Source organism: Kitasatospora sp. NPDC058218 (assembly GCF_042882445.1).
Classification (GTDB): domain Bacteria; phylum Actinomycetota; class Actinomycetes; order Streptomycetales; family Streptomycetaceae; genus Kitasatospora.
The window spans coordinates 24878-41213 of sequence record NZ_JBHVWC010000083.1; the positions used below are offsets into that span (position 1 = coordinate 24878).

General features: G+C 71.1%; 15 protein-coding genes. 4 read left to right on the forward strand and 11 right to left on the reverse strand.

What is annotated here, in order from left to right; genetic code table 11:
* Positions 1–23: 23 nt before the first annotated feature.
* The 6 genes from mreD to ACFVYI_RS37345 form a co-directional block, all read right to left on the reverse strand.
* Positions 24–665: a rod shape-determining protein MreD gene (gene mreD / locus ACFVYI_RS37320; RefSeq protein WP_387893895.1), complete on the reverse strand. Its 642-nt coding sequence runs from the start codon at positions 663–665 to the stop codon at positions 24–26.
* Between the two features lie 3 nt (positions 666–668).
* The gene (gene mreC / locus ACFVYI_RS37325; protein WP_387893896.1) at positions 669–1610 is read right to left on the reverse strand and encodes a rod shape-determining protein MreC; all 942 of its coding nucleotides are present in this window, start codon (positions 1608–1610) and stop codon (positions 669–671) included.
* Between the two features lie 92 nt (positions 1611–1702).
* The gene (locus tag ACFVYI_RS37330; protein ID WP_305067939.1) at positions 1703–2728 is read right to left on the reverse strand and encodes a rod shape-determining protein; all 1026 of its coding nucleotides are present in this window, start codon (positions 2726–2728) and stop codon (positions 1703–1705) included.
* 310 nt (positions 2729–3038) lie between these two features.
* The gene (ndk, locus tag ACFVYI_RS37335; protein WP_360637090.1) at positions 3039–3452 is read right to left on the reverse strand and encodes a nucleoside-diphosphate kinase; all 414 of its coding nucleotides are present in this window, start codon (positions 3450–3452) and stop codon (positions 3039–3041) included.
* A gap of 121 nt (positions 3453–3573) precedes the next feature.
* Positions 3574–3921, reverse strand: coding sequence for a DUF4233 domain-containing protein (locus ACFVYI_RS37340; RefSeq protein ID WP_387893898.1), 348 nt, complete (start codon positions 3919–3921; stop codon positions 3574–3576).
* Between the two features lie 2 nt (positions 3922–3923).
* Positions 3924–5315, reverse strand: coding sequence for a bifunctional folylpolyglutamate synthase/dihydrofolate synthase (locus ACFVYI_RS37345; protein WP_387893900.1), 1392 nt, complete (start codon positions 5313–5315; stop codon positions 3924–3926).
* Positions 5316–5489: 174 nt separating this feature from the next.
* Here ACFVYI_RS37345 and ACFVYI_RS37350 point away from each other — a divergent pair, with 174 nt between their 5' ends.
* Positions 5490–5813 (forward strand): hypothetical protein, encoded by a 324-nt coding sequence (locus ACFVYI_RS37350; protein ID WP_387893902.1) that lies wholly within the window; start codon positions 5490–5492, stop codon positions 5811–5813.
* Between the two features lie 165 nt (positions 5814–5978).
* Positions 5979–7508: a chitinase gene (locus tag ACFVYI_RS37355; RefSeq protein WP_387893903.1), complete on the forward strand. Its 1530-nt coding sequence runs from the start codon at positions 5979–5981 to the stop codon at positions 7506–7508.
* A gap of 28 nt (positions 7509–7536) precedes the next feature.
* On the opposite strand, the gene ACFVYI_RS37360 is transcribed toward ACFVYI_RS37355, so the two are convergent.
* The gene (locus tag ACFVYI_RS37360) at positions 7537–8058 is read right to left on the reverse strand and encodes a hypothetical protein (protein ID WP_360637081.1); all 522 of its coding nucleotides are present in this window, start codon (positions 8056–8058) and stop codon (positions 7537–7539) included.
* A gap of 345 nt (positions 8059–8403) precedes the next feature.
* Positions 8404–11043 carry a valine--tRNA ligase gene (locus ACFVYI_RS37365; RefSeq protein WP_387893904.1) on the reverse strand — a complete coding sequence of 880 codons (2640 nt, stop codon included), beginning with the start codon at positions 11041–11043 and terminating at the stop codon, positions 8404–8406.
* Between the two features lie 187 nt (positions 11044–11230).
* Here ACFVYI_RS37365 and ACFVYI_RS37370 point away from each other — a divergent pair, with 187 nt between their 5' ends.
* Positions 11231–12112, forward strand: coding sequence for a hypothetical protein (locus ACFVYI_RS37370; protein WP_387893906.1), 882 nt, complete (start codon positions 11231–11233; stop codon positions 12110–12112).
* Positions 12113–12201: 89 nt separating this feature from the next.
* Positions 12202–13014, forward strand: coding sequence for a hypothetical protein (locus ACFVYI_RS37375; RefSeq protein ID WP_387893908.1), 813 nt, complete (start codon positions 12202–12204; stop codon positions 13012–13014).
* A 75-nt stretch (positions 13015–13089) separates the two neighbouring features.
* On the opposite strand, the gene clpX is transcribed toward ACFVYI_RS37375, so the two are convergent.
* From clpX to ACFVYI_RS37390, 3 genes are all read right to left on the reverse strand, one after another.
* Positions 13090–14379: an ATP-dependent Clp protease ATP-binding subunit ClpX gene (gene clpX, locus ACFVYI_RS37380; RefSeq protein WP_030397392.1), complete on the reverse strand. Its 1290-nt coding sequence runs from the start codon at positions 14377–14379 to the stop codon at positions 13090–13092.
* 281 nt (positions 14380–14660) lie between these two features.
* A complete protein-coding gene (locus ACFVYI_RS37385) occupies positions 14661–15323 on the reverse strand; it encodes an ATP-dependent Clp protease proteolytic subunit (RefSeq protein ID WP_327676905.1) in 663 nt (220 codons plus the stop codon).
* Between the two features lie 59 nt (positions 15324–15382).
* The gene (locus ACFVYI_RS37390; RefSeq protein WP_305067940.1) at positions 15383–16000 is read right to left on the reverse strand and encodes an ATP-dependent Clp protease proteolytic subunit; all 618 of its coding nucleotides are present in this window, start codon (positions 15998–16000) and stop codon (positions 15383–15385) included.
* Positions 16001–16336: the final 336 nt, after the last annotated feature.

Below are 16336 nucleotides of genomic sequence, written 5' to 3' on the forward strand. Positions count from 1 at the left end.
CGGGGATCATGGGCGGGGCCGGGCTACGGCCGCTTGGCGAAGCCGAGCGAGCGCCGCTTCTTGTAGGACGGCCCGGACGACGCCTCGCGGGTGGTGCGGTAGCGGGACAGCGTGCCCAGCCCGGGACCGCCCTCGTCGTCGCCGGTCGCGGCGGCCACCGGGTCGCGCCCGAAGCGGCGGCCGATCAGCATCACCGCCGGGACGACGAACGGCGCCAGCAGCAGGTCGTACAGCAGGGCGGTGAGCACCAGGCTGCCGAGGCCGACGTGCCGGGCGGCGGTGTCGCCGACCAGGGCGCCGACCATCGCGTACAGCAGGGTGGAGGCGACCGCCGCGGCGGCGACCACCAGCAGCGCGCCGGAGACCGAGCGCTGCCGGCCGTGGTCGGGGCGGAGCAGCCCGGCGGCGTAGCCCATCAGGCACAGGACCAGCGCGTAGCGGCCGATCGCGTGGTCGGACGGCGGGGCGAGGTCGGCCAGCAGTCCGGCGGCGAAGCCCACCAGGCAGCCGCCGGTCGGCCCGTAGACCATGGCCAGTCCGACCACCACGAGGAGCAGTATGTCCGGTGTGGCACCCGGGAGTTGGAGCCGCCCGAAGACGCTGACCTGGAGGATCAGGCCGAGCAGGACGAGAACGGCGGTGACGGGGATGCGGGCGAGGCGCATGGTTCAGTTCCCCCCGGTGGTCTTGGCGGGCGGGGCGGCGGCTGCCGGGGCGGCGGGCGCGGCCGGAGCCGGGCCCTGGGCGGCCGGCGCCGGCGGCAGGACGGCGTCGCGCGGGTCGGTGCGCGGCGGCACCACCACCACGCCGACCAGGTCGAGCCGGGTGAACTGGACGAAGGGCTCGACCAGGACGGTCTTGGTCAGCTGGCCGGGGTTCGCCTCGACCTGGACCACCTTGCCGACCGGGACGCCGGGCACGAACGGTCGGCCGCTCTGCGAGCCGAAGGTGACCAGCCGGTCGCCCTCCTTCACCTGGGCCTTGCCGTTGAGCAGCGAGACCTTCATGGCGCTGGTGCCGCCGCCGGAGGCGAAGCCGATCTCGCCGGTGCCCTCCAACCGGGCCCCGGCGCTGAAGCCCGGGTCGGAGGCGAGCAGGACGGTGGAGGTGGTCGGGGCGACGGTGGTGATCCGGCCGACCAGGCCCTGACCGTTGATCACGGTCATGTCCCGGGTCAGGCCGTCGTCGCTGCCCGCGTCGACGGTGATGGTCCAGGAGAAGCCCTGGGCCGGGCCGATCGCGATCACCTGGGCGGCCTTGACGGTGTAACCGCCGGAGCCCGCGGTGCGCAGCAGGTCGTCGAGCTGCTTGGTGCGCCCGCCGGCCATGTCGGAGGAGGCCAGCTTCTGGCGCAGCTCGGTGTTCTCCCGGGCCAGCTGGTCGGTGCGCCCGCTGTGGCCGGCGGCGTCGCGGAAGGCGCGGACGGTGTCGGCCACCGGGTCGACCGCGGTGGCGGCGCCGCGCTCGACCGGGCCGAGGACACCGGCGGCGGCGCGTCGGGCTCCGCCGAGCGGCGAGCTCTCACCGCCCTTGATGTCCACGGTGATCAGCGCGAAGGCGACGGCCACCAGCAGGATGAGCAGCAGCCGGCTCTCTCGTGTGTCCCTCACGGTGCTGGTACTGCCCCTTCGTACCTGGCCGCCCACCCGGGCTGTGGGCCCGGGCGGGGGCCGTTCAGTTGACTACAGGTCTGACGGTTGGACTAACGGCGCGGCTGGGCGTCGAGTACCTGCTGGAGCGCCTCGAACTCCTCGACGCACTTGCCGGAGCCGAGCGCCACGGAGTCCAGCGGGTTCTCGGCGATGTGGATCGGCATGCCGGTCTCGCGGCGCAGCCGCTCGTCCAGGCCGCGCAGCAGGGCGCCGCCGCCGGTGAGCACGATGCCGCGGTCCATGACGTCGCCGGCGAGCTCGGGCGGGCACTGGTCGAGGGTGGTCTTGACCGCGTCGATGATCGAGTTGACCGGCTCGTCGATGGCCTCGCGGACCTCGGCCGCCGAGATGACGACGGTCTTGGGCAGGCCGCTGACCAGGTCGCGGCCGCGGATCTCGGCGTGCTCGTCCTTCTCGCCCTCCAGTGCGAAGGCGGAGCCGATGCTCATCTTGATCTGCTCGGCGCTGCGCTCGCCCAGGAGCAGCGAGTACTCCTTCTTGATGTGCTGGACGATGGCGTTGTCCAGCTCGTCGCCGGCCACCCGGATGGACTGCGCGGTGACGATGCCGCCGAGCGAGATCACGGCCACCTCGGTGGTGCCGCCGCCGATGTCGACGACCATGTTGCCGGTGGCCTCGTGGACCGGCAGGCCGGCGCCGATCGCGGCGGCCATCGGCTCCTCGATGATGTGCACCTGGCGCGCGCCGGCCTGCGAGGAGGCCTCGATCACGGCGCGGCGCTCGACCCCGGTGATGCCCGAGGGCACGCAGACCACGACCCGGGGGCGGGCCAGGTAGCGGCGGCGGTGGATCTTGAGGATGAAGTAGCGGAGCATCCGCTCGGTGATCTCGAAGTCGGCGATCACGCCGTCCTTGAGCGGGCGGATGGCGACGATGTTGCCCGGTGTGCGGCCGATCATCTTCTTGGCCTCGGCGCCGACCGCCAGGATGCCGCCGGTGTTGGTGTTGACCGCGACCACGGACGGCTCGTTGAGGACGATCCCCTTGCCCCTGACGTACACCAGCGTGTTGGCGGTTCCGAGGTCGATCGCCAGGTCGCGGCCGATGAACGACAGGTTGGTTGCCATGGGGTGTAGGTGCCTTCCCGGGCTCGGAGTCATTGCGGGGGGTGGACGAGAGAGCGCGCCCACGGCTTGGGCGAAGAGCAGTTGACCAGCCGTACCGGGCCCATGAGTCGCGTCCATCGTAGTCACGCCGGCCGGTACGGACGTCGACGTGGGGCATACCGTCCATTGTCCGGAGCGTGATCGCTTCTCCGAGCATTGGGACGCCGTGTCGGCGTCCCCAGTTCCCTATTTCACGATAAGAATGCCCCGGCCGGGCCAATGGTCCCGACCGGGGCACCCGAAGGTCCCTGGGTGGTGCTTACGCGTGCGCCGGGAAGAAGATCTTGATCTCGCGCTCGGCGGACTCCGGGGAGTCGGAGGCGTGGATCAGGTTCTCGCGGGTGATGGTCGCGTAGTCGCCGCGGATGGTGCCGGCACCGGCCTCCAGCGGGTTGGTGGCGCCGGCCAGCATCCGGATGCCGGGGACGACCTCCTCGCCCTCGACGATCAGCGCGATCGACGGGCCGGAGGTCATGAACTCCAGCAGCGGCTCGTAGAACGGGCGGCCGACGTGCTCCGCGTAGTGCTGCTCCAGCGTCGCCCGGTCGAAGGTCCGCAGCTCGACGGCGGCGAGCCGCCAGCCGGCCTTGCGCTCGATGCGGCTGATGATCTCGCCGGCCAGGCCGCGCTTGACGGCGTCGGGCTTGAGCAGGACGAGAGTGCGCTGGGACACGGTGCGTCTCCTGGGAAATCGGTTCGGCGCGCACCCGGTTCGCGGTGCGGAGTGCGACTACGGCAGAGGTTACCTTGCGTGAGCAACGGGGCCGGGCGGCCCCGGGGCCCGACGACCGGCCCTACGCCGCGGGGACGGCCTGGGCGGCCGCGCGGGCGGCCTTGAACTCGTCGATCTTGCGGCCGTAGTGCACCGAGCACCACCAGAGCCCGGCGAAGACGACGCCCAGGCCGAACATCGTCGGCAGCACGAAGCCGCTGGCGATCAGTCCGATCTGGAGCGCCCAGCCGATCGCGACCGCGCCGGGGCGGGTGATCATGCCGCAGAGCAGCACGCACAGCGCCATCGCGATGCCCGTCACGGTCCAGACGGTGGCGGTCGACACGTCGGAGAGCTGCATGGCCACCAGTCCGGCGAACATCGCCAGCAGCGCCTCGCCGATCAGCGTCGAGGAGCAGAGCGTCCTCATCGTCACTTCCTCCCGAGCAGCAGGCGGGCCTCGCCCACCGTGATGACCGAACCGGTGACCAGCACCCCGGCGCCGCCGAGGTCCCCGTCCTCCTCGGCGAGGGTGACGGCGGCGGCGATGGCGTCGTCGAGCCGGGGCTCGACCTGGACGCGGTCCTCGCCGAAGATCTCGACGGCGAGCGCGGCCAGGGCGTCCGCGTCCATCGCGCGGTGGGTGGAGTTCTGGGTGATGACGACCTCGGCGAGGATCGGCTCGAAGGCCTCCAGCAGGCCCGCCACGTCCTTGTCGCCGCTGGTGCCGATCACGCCGACCAGCCTGGTGAAGCCGAAGGACTCACCGATCGCGGCGACGGTGGCGTGGGCGCCGTCCGGGTTGTGCGCGGCGTCCAGCACGATCGTCGGGCTGCGCCGGACGACCTCCAGGCGACCCGGCGAGGCGACGCCGGAGAACGCCTGCCGGACCTTGTCCGCGTCCAGCTGCCCGCCGCGCGCGCCGCCGACACCGAAGAAGGCCTCGACCGCCGCGAGGGCGAGCGCCGCGTTCTGCGCCTGGTGGGCGCCGTGCAGCGGGAGGAAGACGTCCGCGTACTCCTCGCCGCCGAGCCCGCGCAGCGTCACCAGCTGGCCGCCGATGGCGACCTCACGGCGGATCACACCGAACTCCATGCCCTCGCGGGCCACCGTCGCGTCCACCTCGACGGCGCGCCGCAGGATGGTCTGGGCGGCGTCCAGCTGCTGCTGGGCCACGACCGCGACGGCGCCCGACTTGATGATCCCGGACTTCTCGACCGCGATCTCGCCGGTGGTCTCCCCCAGCTTGTCGGTGTGGTCCAGCGAGATCGGGGTGATCACCGCGACGGCGGCGTCGATCACGTTGGTGGCGTCCCAGGAGCCGCCCATGCCGACCTCGATCACGCCGACGTCCACCGGGGCGTCGGCGAAGGCCGCGTAGGCCATGCCGGTCAGCACCTCGAAGAAGGACATCGCGACCGGCTCGCGCTCGTCGACCATCCGCACGTACGGCTCGACGTCCCGGTAGACCTCGGCGAACCGCTCGGGGGTGATCGGGGCGCCGTCCAGGGTGATCCGCTCGGTGACGGACTCCACGTGCGGGCTGGTGTAGCGGCCGGTGCGCAGCTCGAAGGTGTTGAGGAGCTGCTCGACCATCCGGGCGGTGGAGGTCTTGCCGTTGGTGCCGGTGATGTGGATCGAGGGGAAGGACCGCTGGGGCTGGCCCAGGATGTCCATCAGCGCCTCGATCCGGTCGAGCGAGGGCTCCAGCTTGTTCTCCGGCCAGCGCTTGGAGAGTTCCAGCTCGACGTCGCGCAGGACGTCGCCGGAGCCGCCGTCGGCGGGGCGGAGGGTGTACGGGTTCGGGTCGGCCTTGTCGCTCACGACCACAGTCTACGGAGCGGCGGCGCGCGCTCCCGACGGGGTGAGAACGACCGCTTTGCCCGGACTTTCCGATTCACCCGATTTACTATTGATCTGGCGAGTCCAGACGACAATGAAGCATCGATTCGCACCCTAGGGAGCCGCATCACCTTTGATCGCCAGGAGGACACCCTCATGCTCGATGCCCTGCGCCAGTCCCTCCTGGTCCATCGGAGCGGCGCGGTCTGGGCTGCCGAGCTGCTCTCGCCGCTGCTCCTGGGCTACATGGTCCTCGTGTTCGGCCGCTTCCTGCTCTACTGGGCCGGCTCCCGGCACACCTTCCGGCACGACCGGCCCGGCGAGGAGTTCGGCGAGTTGGCGCGGGCCTGGCTGGCCGACTCCCCCGAGCGGCTCGCCCGGCTGGCCGCCACGCCCAGCCCGTACGGGGACGGCCTGGCCTCGGCCCGGATCGCCCGGCTGACGGCGTGGCTGGCCGGACAGCCCGTGGCCGCCGCCTGAGGCTCGGGCAGGCACTCTTGACAGGCGGATTGGTCTACTCCACCTTGTGAGGGCAAGTCTCCTCCCCCGACAGGGACTTGAGTTGTCGGTAGCTCCCGCACCATCGACAGCCGGACGGCTCGCCCCCACGTGAGCCGACGGTCTCCCCCCACAGGAGATGGAGTCATGCCACCTGCCCGACACCGGCGCGCCCGCGTCGTCCACACCGTGCTCGCCGGCGCCTCGGCGATCGCCCTGGGCCTCAGCGGCCTGGTCGTCGCCACCAGCGCCTCCGGCGCGGCGACCGCCGACGTCGACCTGATCGACAACGGCGGCTTCGAAGCCGCCGACCATCTCGGCGGCTGGACCTGCCCCTCCGGCGGCACCCCCGACACCGCCACCGTCCACTCCGGCTCGTACGCATTGCGCGCCACCCCGGGCGCGAGCGACACCGGCGAGTGCACCCAGACCGTCACCGTGAAGCCCTCGTCGACGTACACCCTGAGCTCCTGGGTCCAGGGCTCCTACGTCTACCTCGGCGCCCGCGGCACCGGCGGCACGGATCCCGGCACCTGGACCAACTCGGCGAGCTGGTCCAAGCTCTCCACCACCTTCACCACCGGGGCCGCCACCACCAGCGTCACGGTCTACCTGCACGGCTGGTACGGCCAGCCCTCCTACCTGGCGGACGACGTCTCGCTGATCGGGCCGGGCGACCCGAAGCCCACGCCGACCGGGACCGCGACCCCCACCGCGACCCCGACCCAGACGCCCACCGCGACGCCGACGGTCACCCCGACCGTCACCCCCACCCGGCCCGGCCTGCCCAAGCACCTGCTCACCGGCTACTGGCAGAACTTCGACAACGCCGCCACGGTGCAACGGATCAGTGACGTCCCGGCCGCGTACGACATCATCGCGGTCTCCTTCGCCGACGCCACCGGCACACCCGGCGGGCTGAGCTTCACCCTGGACCCGGCCCTGTCGGCCAAGCTCGGCGGCTACACCGACGCGCAGTTCAAGGCCGACATCGCCGCCAAGAAGGCGGCCGGCAAGAAGGTCGTCCTCTCGGTCGGCGGCCAGAACGGCACGGTCTCCGTCAACAGCTCCGCCTCCGCGACCACCTTCGCCAGCACGGCCTGGTCACTGATGCAGAGCTACGGCTTCGACGGGATCGACATCGACCTGGAGAACGGCGTCAACGCCACCTACATGGGCCAGGCACTGCACTCGCTGGCGGCGAAGGCGGGCAGCGGGTTCATCCTCACCATGGCGCCGCAGACCATCGACATGCAGTCGACCGGGATGGAGTACTTCAAGCTGGCGCTGAACGTGAAGGACATCCTCACCATCGTCAACATGCAGTACTACAACTCCGGCGCGATGCTCGGCTGCGACGGCCAGGTCTACTCCCAGGGCAGCGTCAACTTCCTGACCGCGCTGGCCTGCATCCAGCTCAAGGGCGGGCTGCGGCCCGACCAGGTCGGGCTCGGGGTGCCGGCCTCCACCAGCGCGGCGGGCGGCGGGTACGTCAGCCCGGGCGTGGTCAACAACGCGCTGGACTGCCTGGCCTCCGGCACCAACTGCGGGAGCTTCAAGCCCGACACCAAGTGGCCGGGCATCGGCGGGGCGATGACCTGGTCGACCAACTGGGACGCCAAGGCCGGCGGCGGGATCGCCGGCACCGTCGGCTCGCACCTGCACGCGATGCCGTAGCCGCGGCCGCACGGGCCCGGGCCGGGGCTCAGACCCCGGCCCGGGCCTCCGGGATCTCGGGGCACGGGCCGCAGTGCCGGCGGCGCAGCTCGGCGGTGATCTCGGCCAGCTCGCCCTCGGGGAGCAGCGGCAGCATCATCGCGACGCCCTGGAGCAGGCCGCCGAGCAGGAAGGTGGTGTCGGCGGTGGCGGCCACCAGGCCGCGCACCTCGGCCACCTCGCCGGCCGCCACGGCCTCGATCAGCCGGGCCGCGTCGGCGGTCTCCTCGTCCACCGCCACCCCGCCGCAGTCGGCCGGGGCGCGCCGGACCATCGCGTGCAGCACCTTGTCGCCCACCTCGGGCGCGTACGCCTTGCGGACCGCCTCGGCGGCGATCCAGGCCAGCAGGGTGGTCACCTCCCGCTGCGCGTGCTCCTCGAAGAGCCGGTCCAGCGCGTGGTCGAACGCGAGCTGGTTCCCGTGCCGGAACGCGAGCAGCAGCGTCGCCGCCCTGGCCTTGGCCTCCTGGACCGCTTCCATCGGCAGTTCGTCGGCCAACTTCTCGGTCACCACCACGCCATGCCCTCCCGTCGGTCGTCGGCTCAGCGCAACTCCGTGCACACCGTACACATCCGACCTGCAAACTTCCGCGAACCCGCGCGGGCAAGACCGGAATGAATTCGGGCGGAATAGGACTTCACCCGGTCCAGGATGAATATTCGCCGGAACAGCGCAATGCCGCTGGGCTATTAGAGGGTCCGATTTCCCCGTTCGGCGGGCGTGCTCCCCGGCACGTCCCGCCGGTGCGGATCCGCGACCCGGCGAAAAGGCCGCGCAAAGGCCGAGGGGCCGCACCCCGCGTCGGCGGGATGCGGCCCCTGGAGAGCCTTCGACGGGCCGGGCCCGCCGGCCGGGTCAGGCCTGCGGCAGCGCCGCGAGCTGAGCGGTGATCCGGGCGATGTCGGCCTCGGCGGCCTCCTGGCGGGCACGGATCTTGGCGACCACGTCGTCCGGCGCCTTGGCGAGGAACGCCTCGTTGCCGAGCTTGCCGGTGGTCTGGGTCTTCTCCTTCTCGGCGACCGCGAGGTCCTTGGCCAGACGCTTGCGCTCGGCCGCGACGTCGATGGTGCCGGAGAGGTCCAGTGCCACCGTGGCACCGGCGACCGGGAGCGAGGCGGTGGCCGAGAAGCCCTCCTCGGGCGCGGTCAGGCGCAGCAGCGAGCGGATCGCGTCCTCGTGGACGGCCAGCACGGTGCCGGAGAGGTCCAGCTGGGCCGGGACCTTCTGCGCGGGCTGAAGGCCCTGGTCCGAGCGGAACCGGCGGACCTCGGTGACCACCTGCTGGAGCGTGGCGACCTCGGCCTCGGCCTCGGCGTCCCGGAAGCCGCCGTCCTCGGGCCACGCGGTGACCACCAGCGACTCGGCGCCGGTGAGCGTCGTCCACAGGGTGTCGGTGACGAACGGGACGATCGGGTGGAGCAGCCGCAGCGTGACGTCCAGGACCTCGCCCAGGACCCGGCGGGAGGCGTCGGCCTGCGCGCCGCCCTTGGCGAGGGTGGTCTTGGAGAGCTCGACGTACCAGTCGAACACCTCGTCCCAGGCGAAGTGGTAGAGCGTGTCCGAGACCTTGGCGAACTCGTAGTCGTCGTACAGCGCGTCCACCTCGGCGACGGTGGCGTTCAACCGCGACAGGATCCAGCGGTCGACCGCGGTCAGCTCCTGCGGCGCGGGCAGCGGGCCCTCGACGGTGGCGCCGTTCATCAGCGCGAAGCGGGTCGCGTTCCAGAGCTTGTTGCAGAAGTTGCGCGAGCCCTTGACCCAGTCCTCGCCGATCGGCACGTCGGCGCCGGGGTTGGCGCCGCGGGCCAGGGTGAAGCGGACGGCGTCGGCGCCGTAGGCGTCCATCCAGTCCAGCGGGTCCACGGCGGTGCCGGAGGACTTCGACATCTTCTTGCCGAACTCGTCGCGGACCAGGCCCGTCAGGGCGACGGTCTTGAACGGAGCCTGACCGTCCATCGCGTACAGGCCGAACATCATCATCCTGGCGACCCAGAAGAAGATGATGTCGTGACCGGTGACCAGGACGTCGGTCGAGTAGAACTTCTCCAGGTCCGGGGTCCGCTCCGGCCAGCCGAGGGTGGAGAAGGGCCAGAGGCCGGAGGAGAACCAGGTGTCCAGGACGTCCGGGTCCTGGTGCCAGCCCTCGCCGGTCGGCGGCTGCTCGTCGGGGCCGACGCAAACGACCTCGCCGTCCGGGCCGTACCAGACCGGGATCCGGTGCCCCCACCAGAGCTGGCGCGAGATGCACCAGTCGTACATGTTGTCGACCCAGTCGAAGTAGCGGCGCTCCAGCTCCTTCGGGTGGATCTCCACCTTGCCGTCCCGGACGGCGTCGCCGGCGGCCTGGGCCAGCGGGGCGACCTTGACCCACCACTGCAGCGACAGGCGCGGCTCGACCACGGTGTGGCAGCGCGAGCAGTGGCCGACGGCGTGCATGTACGGGCGCTTCTCGCCGACGATCCGGCCCTGCTCGCGCAGCGCACCGACCACGGCCGAGCGCGCCTCCAGCCGGTCCAGGCCGAGGAAGGGACCGTGCACGGTGATCGCGCCGCGCTCGTCCATGACGCTCAGGTTCGGCAGGTTGTGGCGCTGGCCGATGGCGAAGTCGTTCGGGTCGTGCGCCGGGGTCACCTTGACGGCGCCGGTGCCGAACTCCGGGTCGACGTGCTCGTCGGCGACGACCGGGATCTCCCGGTCCGTCAGCGGCAGCTTGATGGTCCGGCCGACCAGGTGCCGGTAGCGCTCGTCCTCCGGGTGGACGGCGACGGCGGTGTCGCCCAGCATCGTCTCGGCGCGGGTGGTGGCGACGATGATCGAGTCCTCGCCGTCCCCGTAGCGGATCGAGACCAGCTCGCCGGGGACCTCCTCGTGCTCCACCTCGATGTCGGAGAGCGCGGTGAGGCAGCGCGGGCACCAGTTGATGATGCGCTCGGCCCGGTAGATCAGACCGTCGTCGAAGAGGCGCTTGAAGATGGTCTGGACAGCCTGGGAGAGGCCCTCGTCCATGGTGAAGCGCTCGCGCGACCAGTCCACGCCGTCGCCGAGGCGGCGCATCTGGCCGAGGATCCTGCCGCCGTAGTTCTCCTTCCACTCCCAGACCTTCTCGACGAAGGCCTCCCGGCCCAGGTCGTGCCGGGAGAGGCCGGACTCGGCCAGCTGCTGCTCCACCTTGTTCTGGGTGGCGATGCCGGCGTGGTCCATGCCGGGCAGCCAGAGCGTCTCGAAGCCCTGCATGCGCTTGCGGCGGGTCAGCGCGTCCATCAGCGTGTGCTGGAAGGCGTGGCCCAGGTGCAGCGCACCGGTGACGTTCGGCGGCGGGATGACGATGGTGTACGGGGGCTTGTCGCTCTTCGCGTCGGCCGTGAAGTAACCGCGCTCTACCCAGCGCTCGTACAGCTCGCCCTCTACGTCCGCCGGAGCGTAGGTCGTCGGGAGGGTGGCTGCGTCGTCCCCGGCGTGAGTGCTCACGGGGCGCTGGTTCGTGGTGTCGGTCACGACGCACAGTTTACGTACCTGCGGACGTGGGTTACGAACCGCTTTCGGTCCGGGCCCCCGTGCGCCCGGTCCGGACGGCCGTCGGCCCCGTGCGATAACGTGCCCGCACGCTCGTCCGGTCCTTGGTACGGGCACGGACGACTTCAGATCACGACAGGCCGCGGGTGCGGCGGGGGAGCACAGGCAGATGTACGGCCAGGGTCAGCAGTATCCGCAGGGGCAGCCGCAACCGTACGGGGCACCGCAGCCCTACGGCGCGCCGCAGCCGCAACCGCCCCACGGGGCCCAACCGCCCTACGGCCAGCCGCCGCAGCAGTACGGCTACCCGCAGCAGCAGGGGGCCCCGGCCCCGCAGTACGGCGCGCCCCAGCCGCAGCCCCCGTACGGCGCCCCGCAGCCGCCCTACGGCCCGGGCGCGCCGCAGGCCCCGTACGGCGCGCCCGGCTACCCGATGGCGCCGCCGCCGAAGAAGGGCAAGGCGGGGCTGGTGATCGGCCTGGTGATCGGCGCCCTGGTGCTGGGCGGCGGCGGCTTCGGCCTCTACAAGGTGCTCGGCGGCGACACCGGCGGAAAGTACAAGATCACCGCCGCCCAGTCGCTGCCGGACGGCTACACCCAGAAGTCGGCCAAGGAGCAGGCGGCCGACCCGAGCAAGGCCGAGACCTCCAAGCTCGGCAAGGACCTGCACGTGCTGATCGCCAGCTACGCCAAGGGCGCCGACGTGCTGGACACCATCAGCGTGATCGGCGTCTACGGTGAGCTCGACGACCCGGACAAGATCATCGAGGACTCCAAGAAGCCCGGCGAGGGCGGCACCTGGACCACCCCGCTGGCCGATTTCCCGGCCCAGGACGGCAACAACTCCTCGGCCAAGCTCTCCTGCGGCGTCTACGGCGTGCTCGGCGGCAAGTCGCAGTCCACCGTCTGCGTCTGGGCCGACAAGTCGACCACGGCGCGGGTCTCCTTCCTGAAGTCCAGCCTCACCGGCAGCGCCCAGACCGCGCTCACCCCGGCCCAGGCCGCCGAGAAGACCCGGGCGATCCGCTCCGCCATGGTCGTCGCCAAGTAACCGCGCGGCTCATCGTCACACCTGCCACCCGGCCCCGGGTGGGAGTGCGCCACGTCCGCCGTTCCCTCCCGTCCCGAGAAAGGGCCATCGTGACCGATCAGACCCCCTACGGAGCCCCGCCGCCGCCCGCCGGACAGCCGCACGGCGGTGCTCCCGTGCCGCCCCAGCAGCCCGGCTACGGCGCCACTCCCCCGCCGCCGGCCGACCCGGCCTGGGGCGCCGTCCCGCCGCAGGCCACGCCGCCCGGCTACCCGCCGGCCGACGGCCAGCCCGGCTACCCGGGCTACGGCGCGTACGCCCCGGTGCCGCAGCGCAAGTCCCGCAAGACGCTCTGGATCCTGCTGGGCGTGTTCGTCGGCGTGCTGGCGCTGATCGGCGGCGGCCTCGCGTACTTCGTCTTCGACGTGACGTCCAACGCCGGCACCCAGAAGATCGTCCTGCCGACCACGTTCAAGGACCTCACCAAGGACGACGACAACGAGATCGCCCAGGCGATGGAGAAGGAGATCACCTCCGAGTTCGGCAAGGGCGACGGCGCCTGGAACCCGACCGGCGTCAGCGCCGTGTACCAGGACTCGGCGGAGGAGCCCCAGCTCATCGTGGTCGGCGGCTACGGCAAGGTGCTGCTCCCGAAGCAGGAGCTGGACGCCATGTTCAAGGGCTTCTCGTCCGGCGGCCCCAGCGTCACCGACCGGCACTCGGTCGACGCCGGCTCCAAGGGCGGCACCATGGAGTGCGCCAAGGCCACCCAGGCCGGCACCGACCTCGGCATCTGCGCCTGGGCCGACAACAGCACCCTGGTGCTGCTGATGCAGGCGCCCGAGGAGGGCAAGGCCCCGAACCTGGAGAAGCTGGCCGCCGACGCCCGCGACCTGCGCGCGGTCGCCGAGGTGGCGAAGTAACACCCCCGGCGCCACGGATCGCAAAGGCCCCCGGAGACCGACCGACGGTCTCCGGGGGCCCTTTCACGCGGAAGGTCAGGCGCTCTTGTCGCGCCGCTCCCGCTTGATCATGTCGCGCGGGACGAGTGTGGGGATGGCGTGCTTGGAGACGACGTCCCCGGTGACCACCACGCGGGCGACGTCCTGACGCGAGGGCACCTCGTACATCACGGACATCAGCACCTCCTCCATGATGGCTCGCAGACCGCGCGCGCCGGTGCCGCGCAGGATCGCCTGGTCGGCGATGGCCTCCAGCGCGTCGCGGGAGAACTCCAGCTCGACGCCGTCCAGTTCGAAGAGCTTGCGGTACTGCTTGACCAGCGCGTTCTTCGGCTCGGTGAGGATCTGCAGCAGCGCCTCGCGGTCGAGGTTGTGCACGCTGGTGATCACCGGGAGGCGGCCGATGAACTCCGGGATCATGCCGAACTTGACCAGGTCCTCCGGCATCACCTGACGGAAGTGGTCGCTGGCGTCCTGCTCCCGCTTGGAGCGGATGTTCGCGCCGAAGCCGATGCCCTTGGCACCCGCGCGGCCCTCGATGATCCGCTCCAGGCCGGCGAACGCGCCACCCACGATGAACAGCACGTTGGTGGTGTCGATCTGGATGAACTCCTGGTGCGGGTGCTTGCGGCCGCCCTGCGGCGGCACCGAGGCGGTGGTGCCCTCCAGGATCTTCAGCAGCGCCTGCTGCACGCCCTCGCCGGAGACGTCCCGGGTGATCGACGGGTTCTCGCTCTTGCGGGCGACCTTGTCGATCTCGTCGATGTAGATGATCCCCGTCTCGGCCTTCTTGACGTCGTAGTCGGCCGCCTGGATCAGCTTCAGCAGGATGTTCTCGACGTCCTCGCCGACGTACCCGGCCTCGGTCAGCGCGGTGGCGTCGGCGATCGCGAACGGCACGTTCAGCATCCTGGCCAGCGTCTGCGCGAGCAGCGTCTTGCCGGAGCCGGTCGGGCCGAGCAGCAGGATGTTGGACTTCGCCAGCTCGATGGCGTCCTCACGGCCGTTCCCGCCGCTGCGGCCGGCCTCGCCCGCCTGCACGCGCTTGTAGTGGTTGTAGACCGCCACCGACAGCGCCTTCTTGGCGAGGTCCTGGCCGACCACGTACTGGTCCAGGAACTCGTAGATCTCGCGCGGCTTCGGGAGCTCCTCGAAACGCACCTCGGAGGTCTCGGCGAGCTCCTCCTCGATGATCTCGTTGCACAGGTCGATGCACTCGTCGCAGATGTACACGCCTGGGCCGGCGATCAGCTTCTTCACCTGCTTCTGCGACTTGCCGCAGAACGAGCACTTGAGCAGGTCGCCACCGTCTCCGATGCGTGCCACGAGGTGCTTCCCCTTCGCCAGGGGCCCCGCGGGGGTTCCGGGGCCTGGTGCTGTGGACCGTCTACGCCGACGGCGATCGGTCTCGCTATCCGACGGTACTCTGCCGGGCCCCTGATTCCGTCCTCTTCGCCGGGTCTGCCCTACGCCCTGGGCGAATTGATACCGAACAGATGCCGGCGGCCGCGCCGCCGATGCGCCGGGGCGGGGCGCGCGAAACCTGGCGCGCCCCGCCCGTGAGCTCCGCCCCGCCCGCCGGGGGGCAGGGCGGGAAGGTGCCGACCTCAGGAGGTCAGCGAGGCCTTGCGGGTGGAGATGACGAGGTCGACCAGACCGTACTCGACGGCCTCCTCGGCCGTGAGGATCTTGTCGCGCTCGATGTCGTCGCGGACCTGCTCCACCGACTTGTTGGAGTGCTTGGAGAGCATCTCCTCCAGCTGCTCGCGCATCCGGAAGATCTCCCGGGCCTGGATCTCCAGGTCGGAGACCTGGCCGCGGCCGGTCTCGGTGTACGGCTGGTGGATCAGGATGCGGGCGTTCGGCAGCGCCATCCGCTTGCCGGGGGTGCCGGCCGCGAGCAGCACGGCTGCGGCCGAGGCGGCCTGGCCCATGCAGACGGTGGTGATGTCCGGCTTCACGTACTGCATGGTGTCGTAGATGGCCGTCAGGGCCGTGAACGAGCCGCCGGGCGAGTTGATGTACATCTGGATCTCGCGGTCCGGGTCCATCGACTCCAGGCAGAGCAGCTGCGCCATGATGTCGTTCGCGGAGACGTCGTCGACCTGCGAGCCGAGGAAGATGATGCGCTCCTCGAACAGCTTGGCGTACGGGTCGTACTCGCGGATGCCCTGCGAGGTGCGCTCGACGAAGCGCGGGACGATGTAGCGGCCCTCGGCGCGCATGTCCTCGACGCGTGCCTTGGCGCTGGACAGGCTGGGGATGTTCATGGGGGTTCTAGTCCTCCGGAGCGTTGTGGCTGTGGTCTCGTGGGAGCCGGGGCCGAGGCTCAGGCGCCCGTGCCGCCGCCGCCGGGGACGTCCGCGGCGCTGTGCATGATCGCGTCGATCAGGCCGTACTCCAGGGCCTCCTCGGGCGTGAACCAGCGGTCGCGGTCGGAGTCCGCGGTGATCTGCTCGAAGGACTGGCCGCTGTGGAAGGCGATCAGCTCGGACATCCGCTTCTTGGTGCGGAGCAGCTGCTCCGCCTGGATGCGGATGTCGGTGGCCGAGCCGCCGAGACCGGCGGACGGCTGGTGCATGAGGATGTTGGCGTTCGGCAGCGAGAAGCGCTTGCCCTTGGCGCCGGCGGTCAGCAGGAACTGCCCCATCGAGGCGGCCATGCCCATGGCGATGGTGACGACGTCGTTCTTGATGTACTGCATGGTGTCGTAGATCGCCATGCCGGCCGAGATCGAGCCGCCCGGGGAGTTGATGTAAAGGAAGATGTCCTTGTCCGGGTCCGCGGCCAGCAGCAGCAGCTGGGCGGTGATCTTGTTGGCGATGTCGTCGTCGACCTGCTGGCCGAGGAAGATGATCCGCTCGTTGAGCAGCCGGTTGTAGACCTGGTCGCCCAGGCCGCCGAGCACGTCACCAGAGGCGGCGTGCGGCGCCATCGGGCCAGGCATCTGCATCTGCGGGAACGTCACTTAGCCACCTGCTCAGTCGATTTGGACGGTCGCTCCGCGGCCGTCACGGTGTCGCACAGCTTCCGGGTATCACGGTGTGATTGTTGCTGTCCAAGGACCCTAACGCGCAGGCCGGGCCGCAGAATCCCTCACGCAGAACTGTTCGCTGTGAGCGCAGGGTTCACGGTGCGGGCCCGGGGACCGGCCCGGGCGGGCCGGGGGACCCCCGGCGGGCCTCCCCGGCGGCCCGGGAGAACGCGGCGGGGGCCCGCCCGCGCGTAGAGGGGGCGCGCCCCGCGAGAGGGATGCCGACCGGGGCGGCGGGGAGCAGGGGGT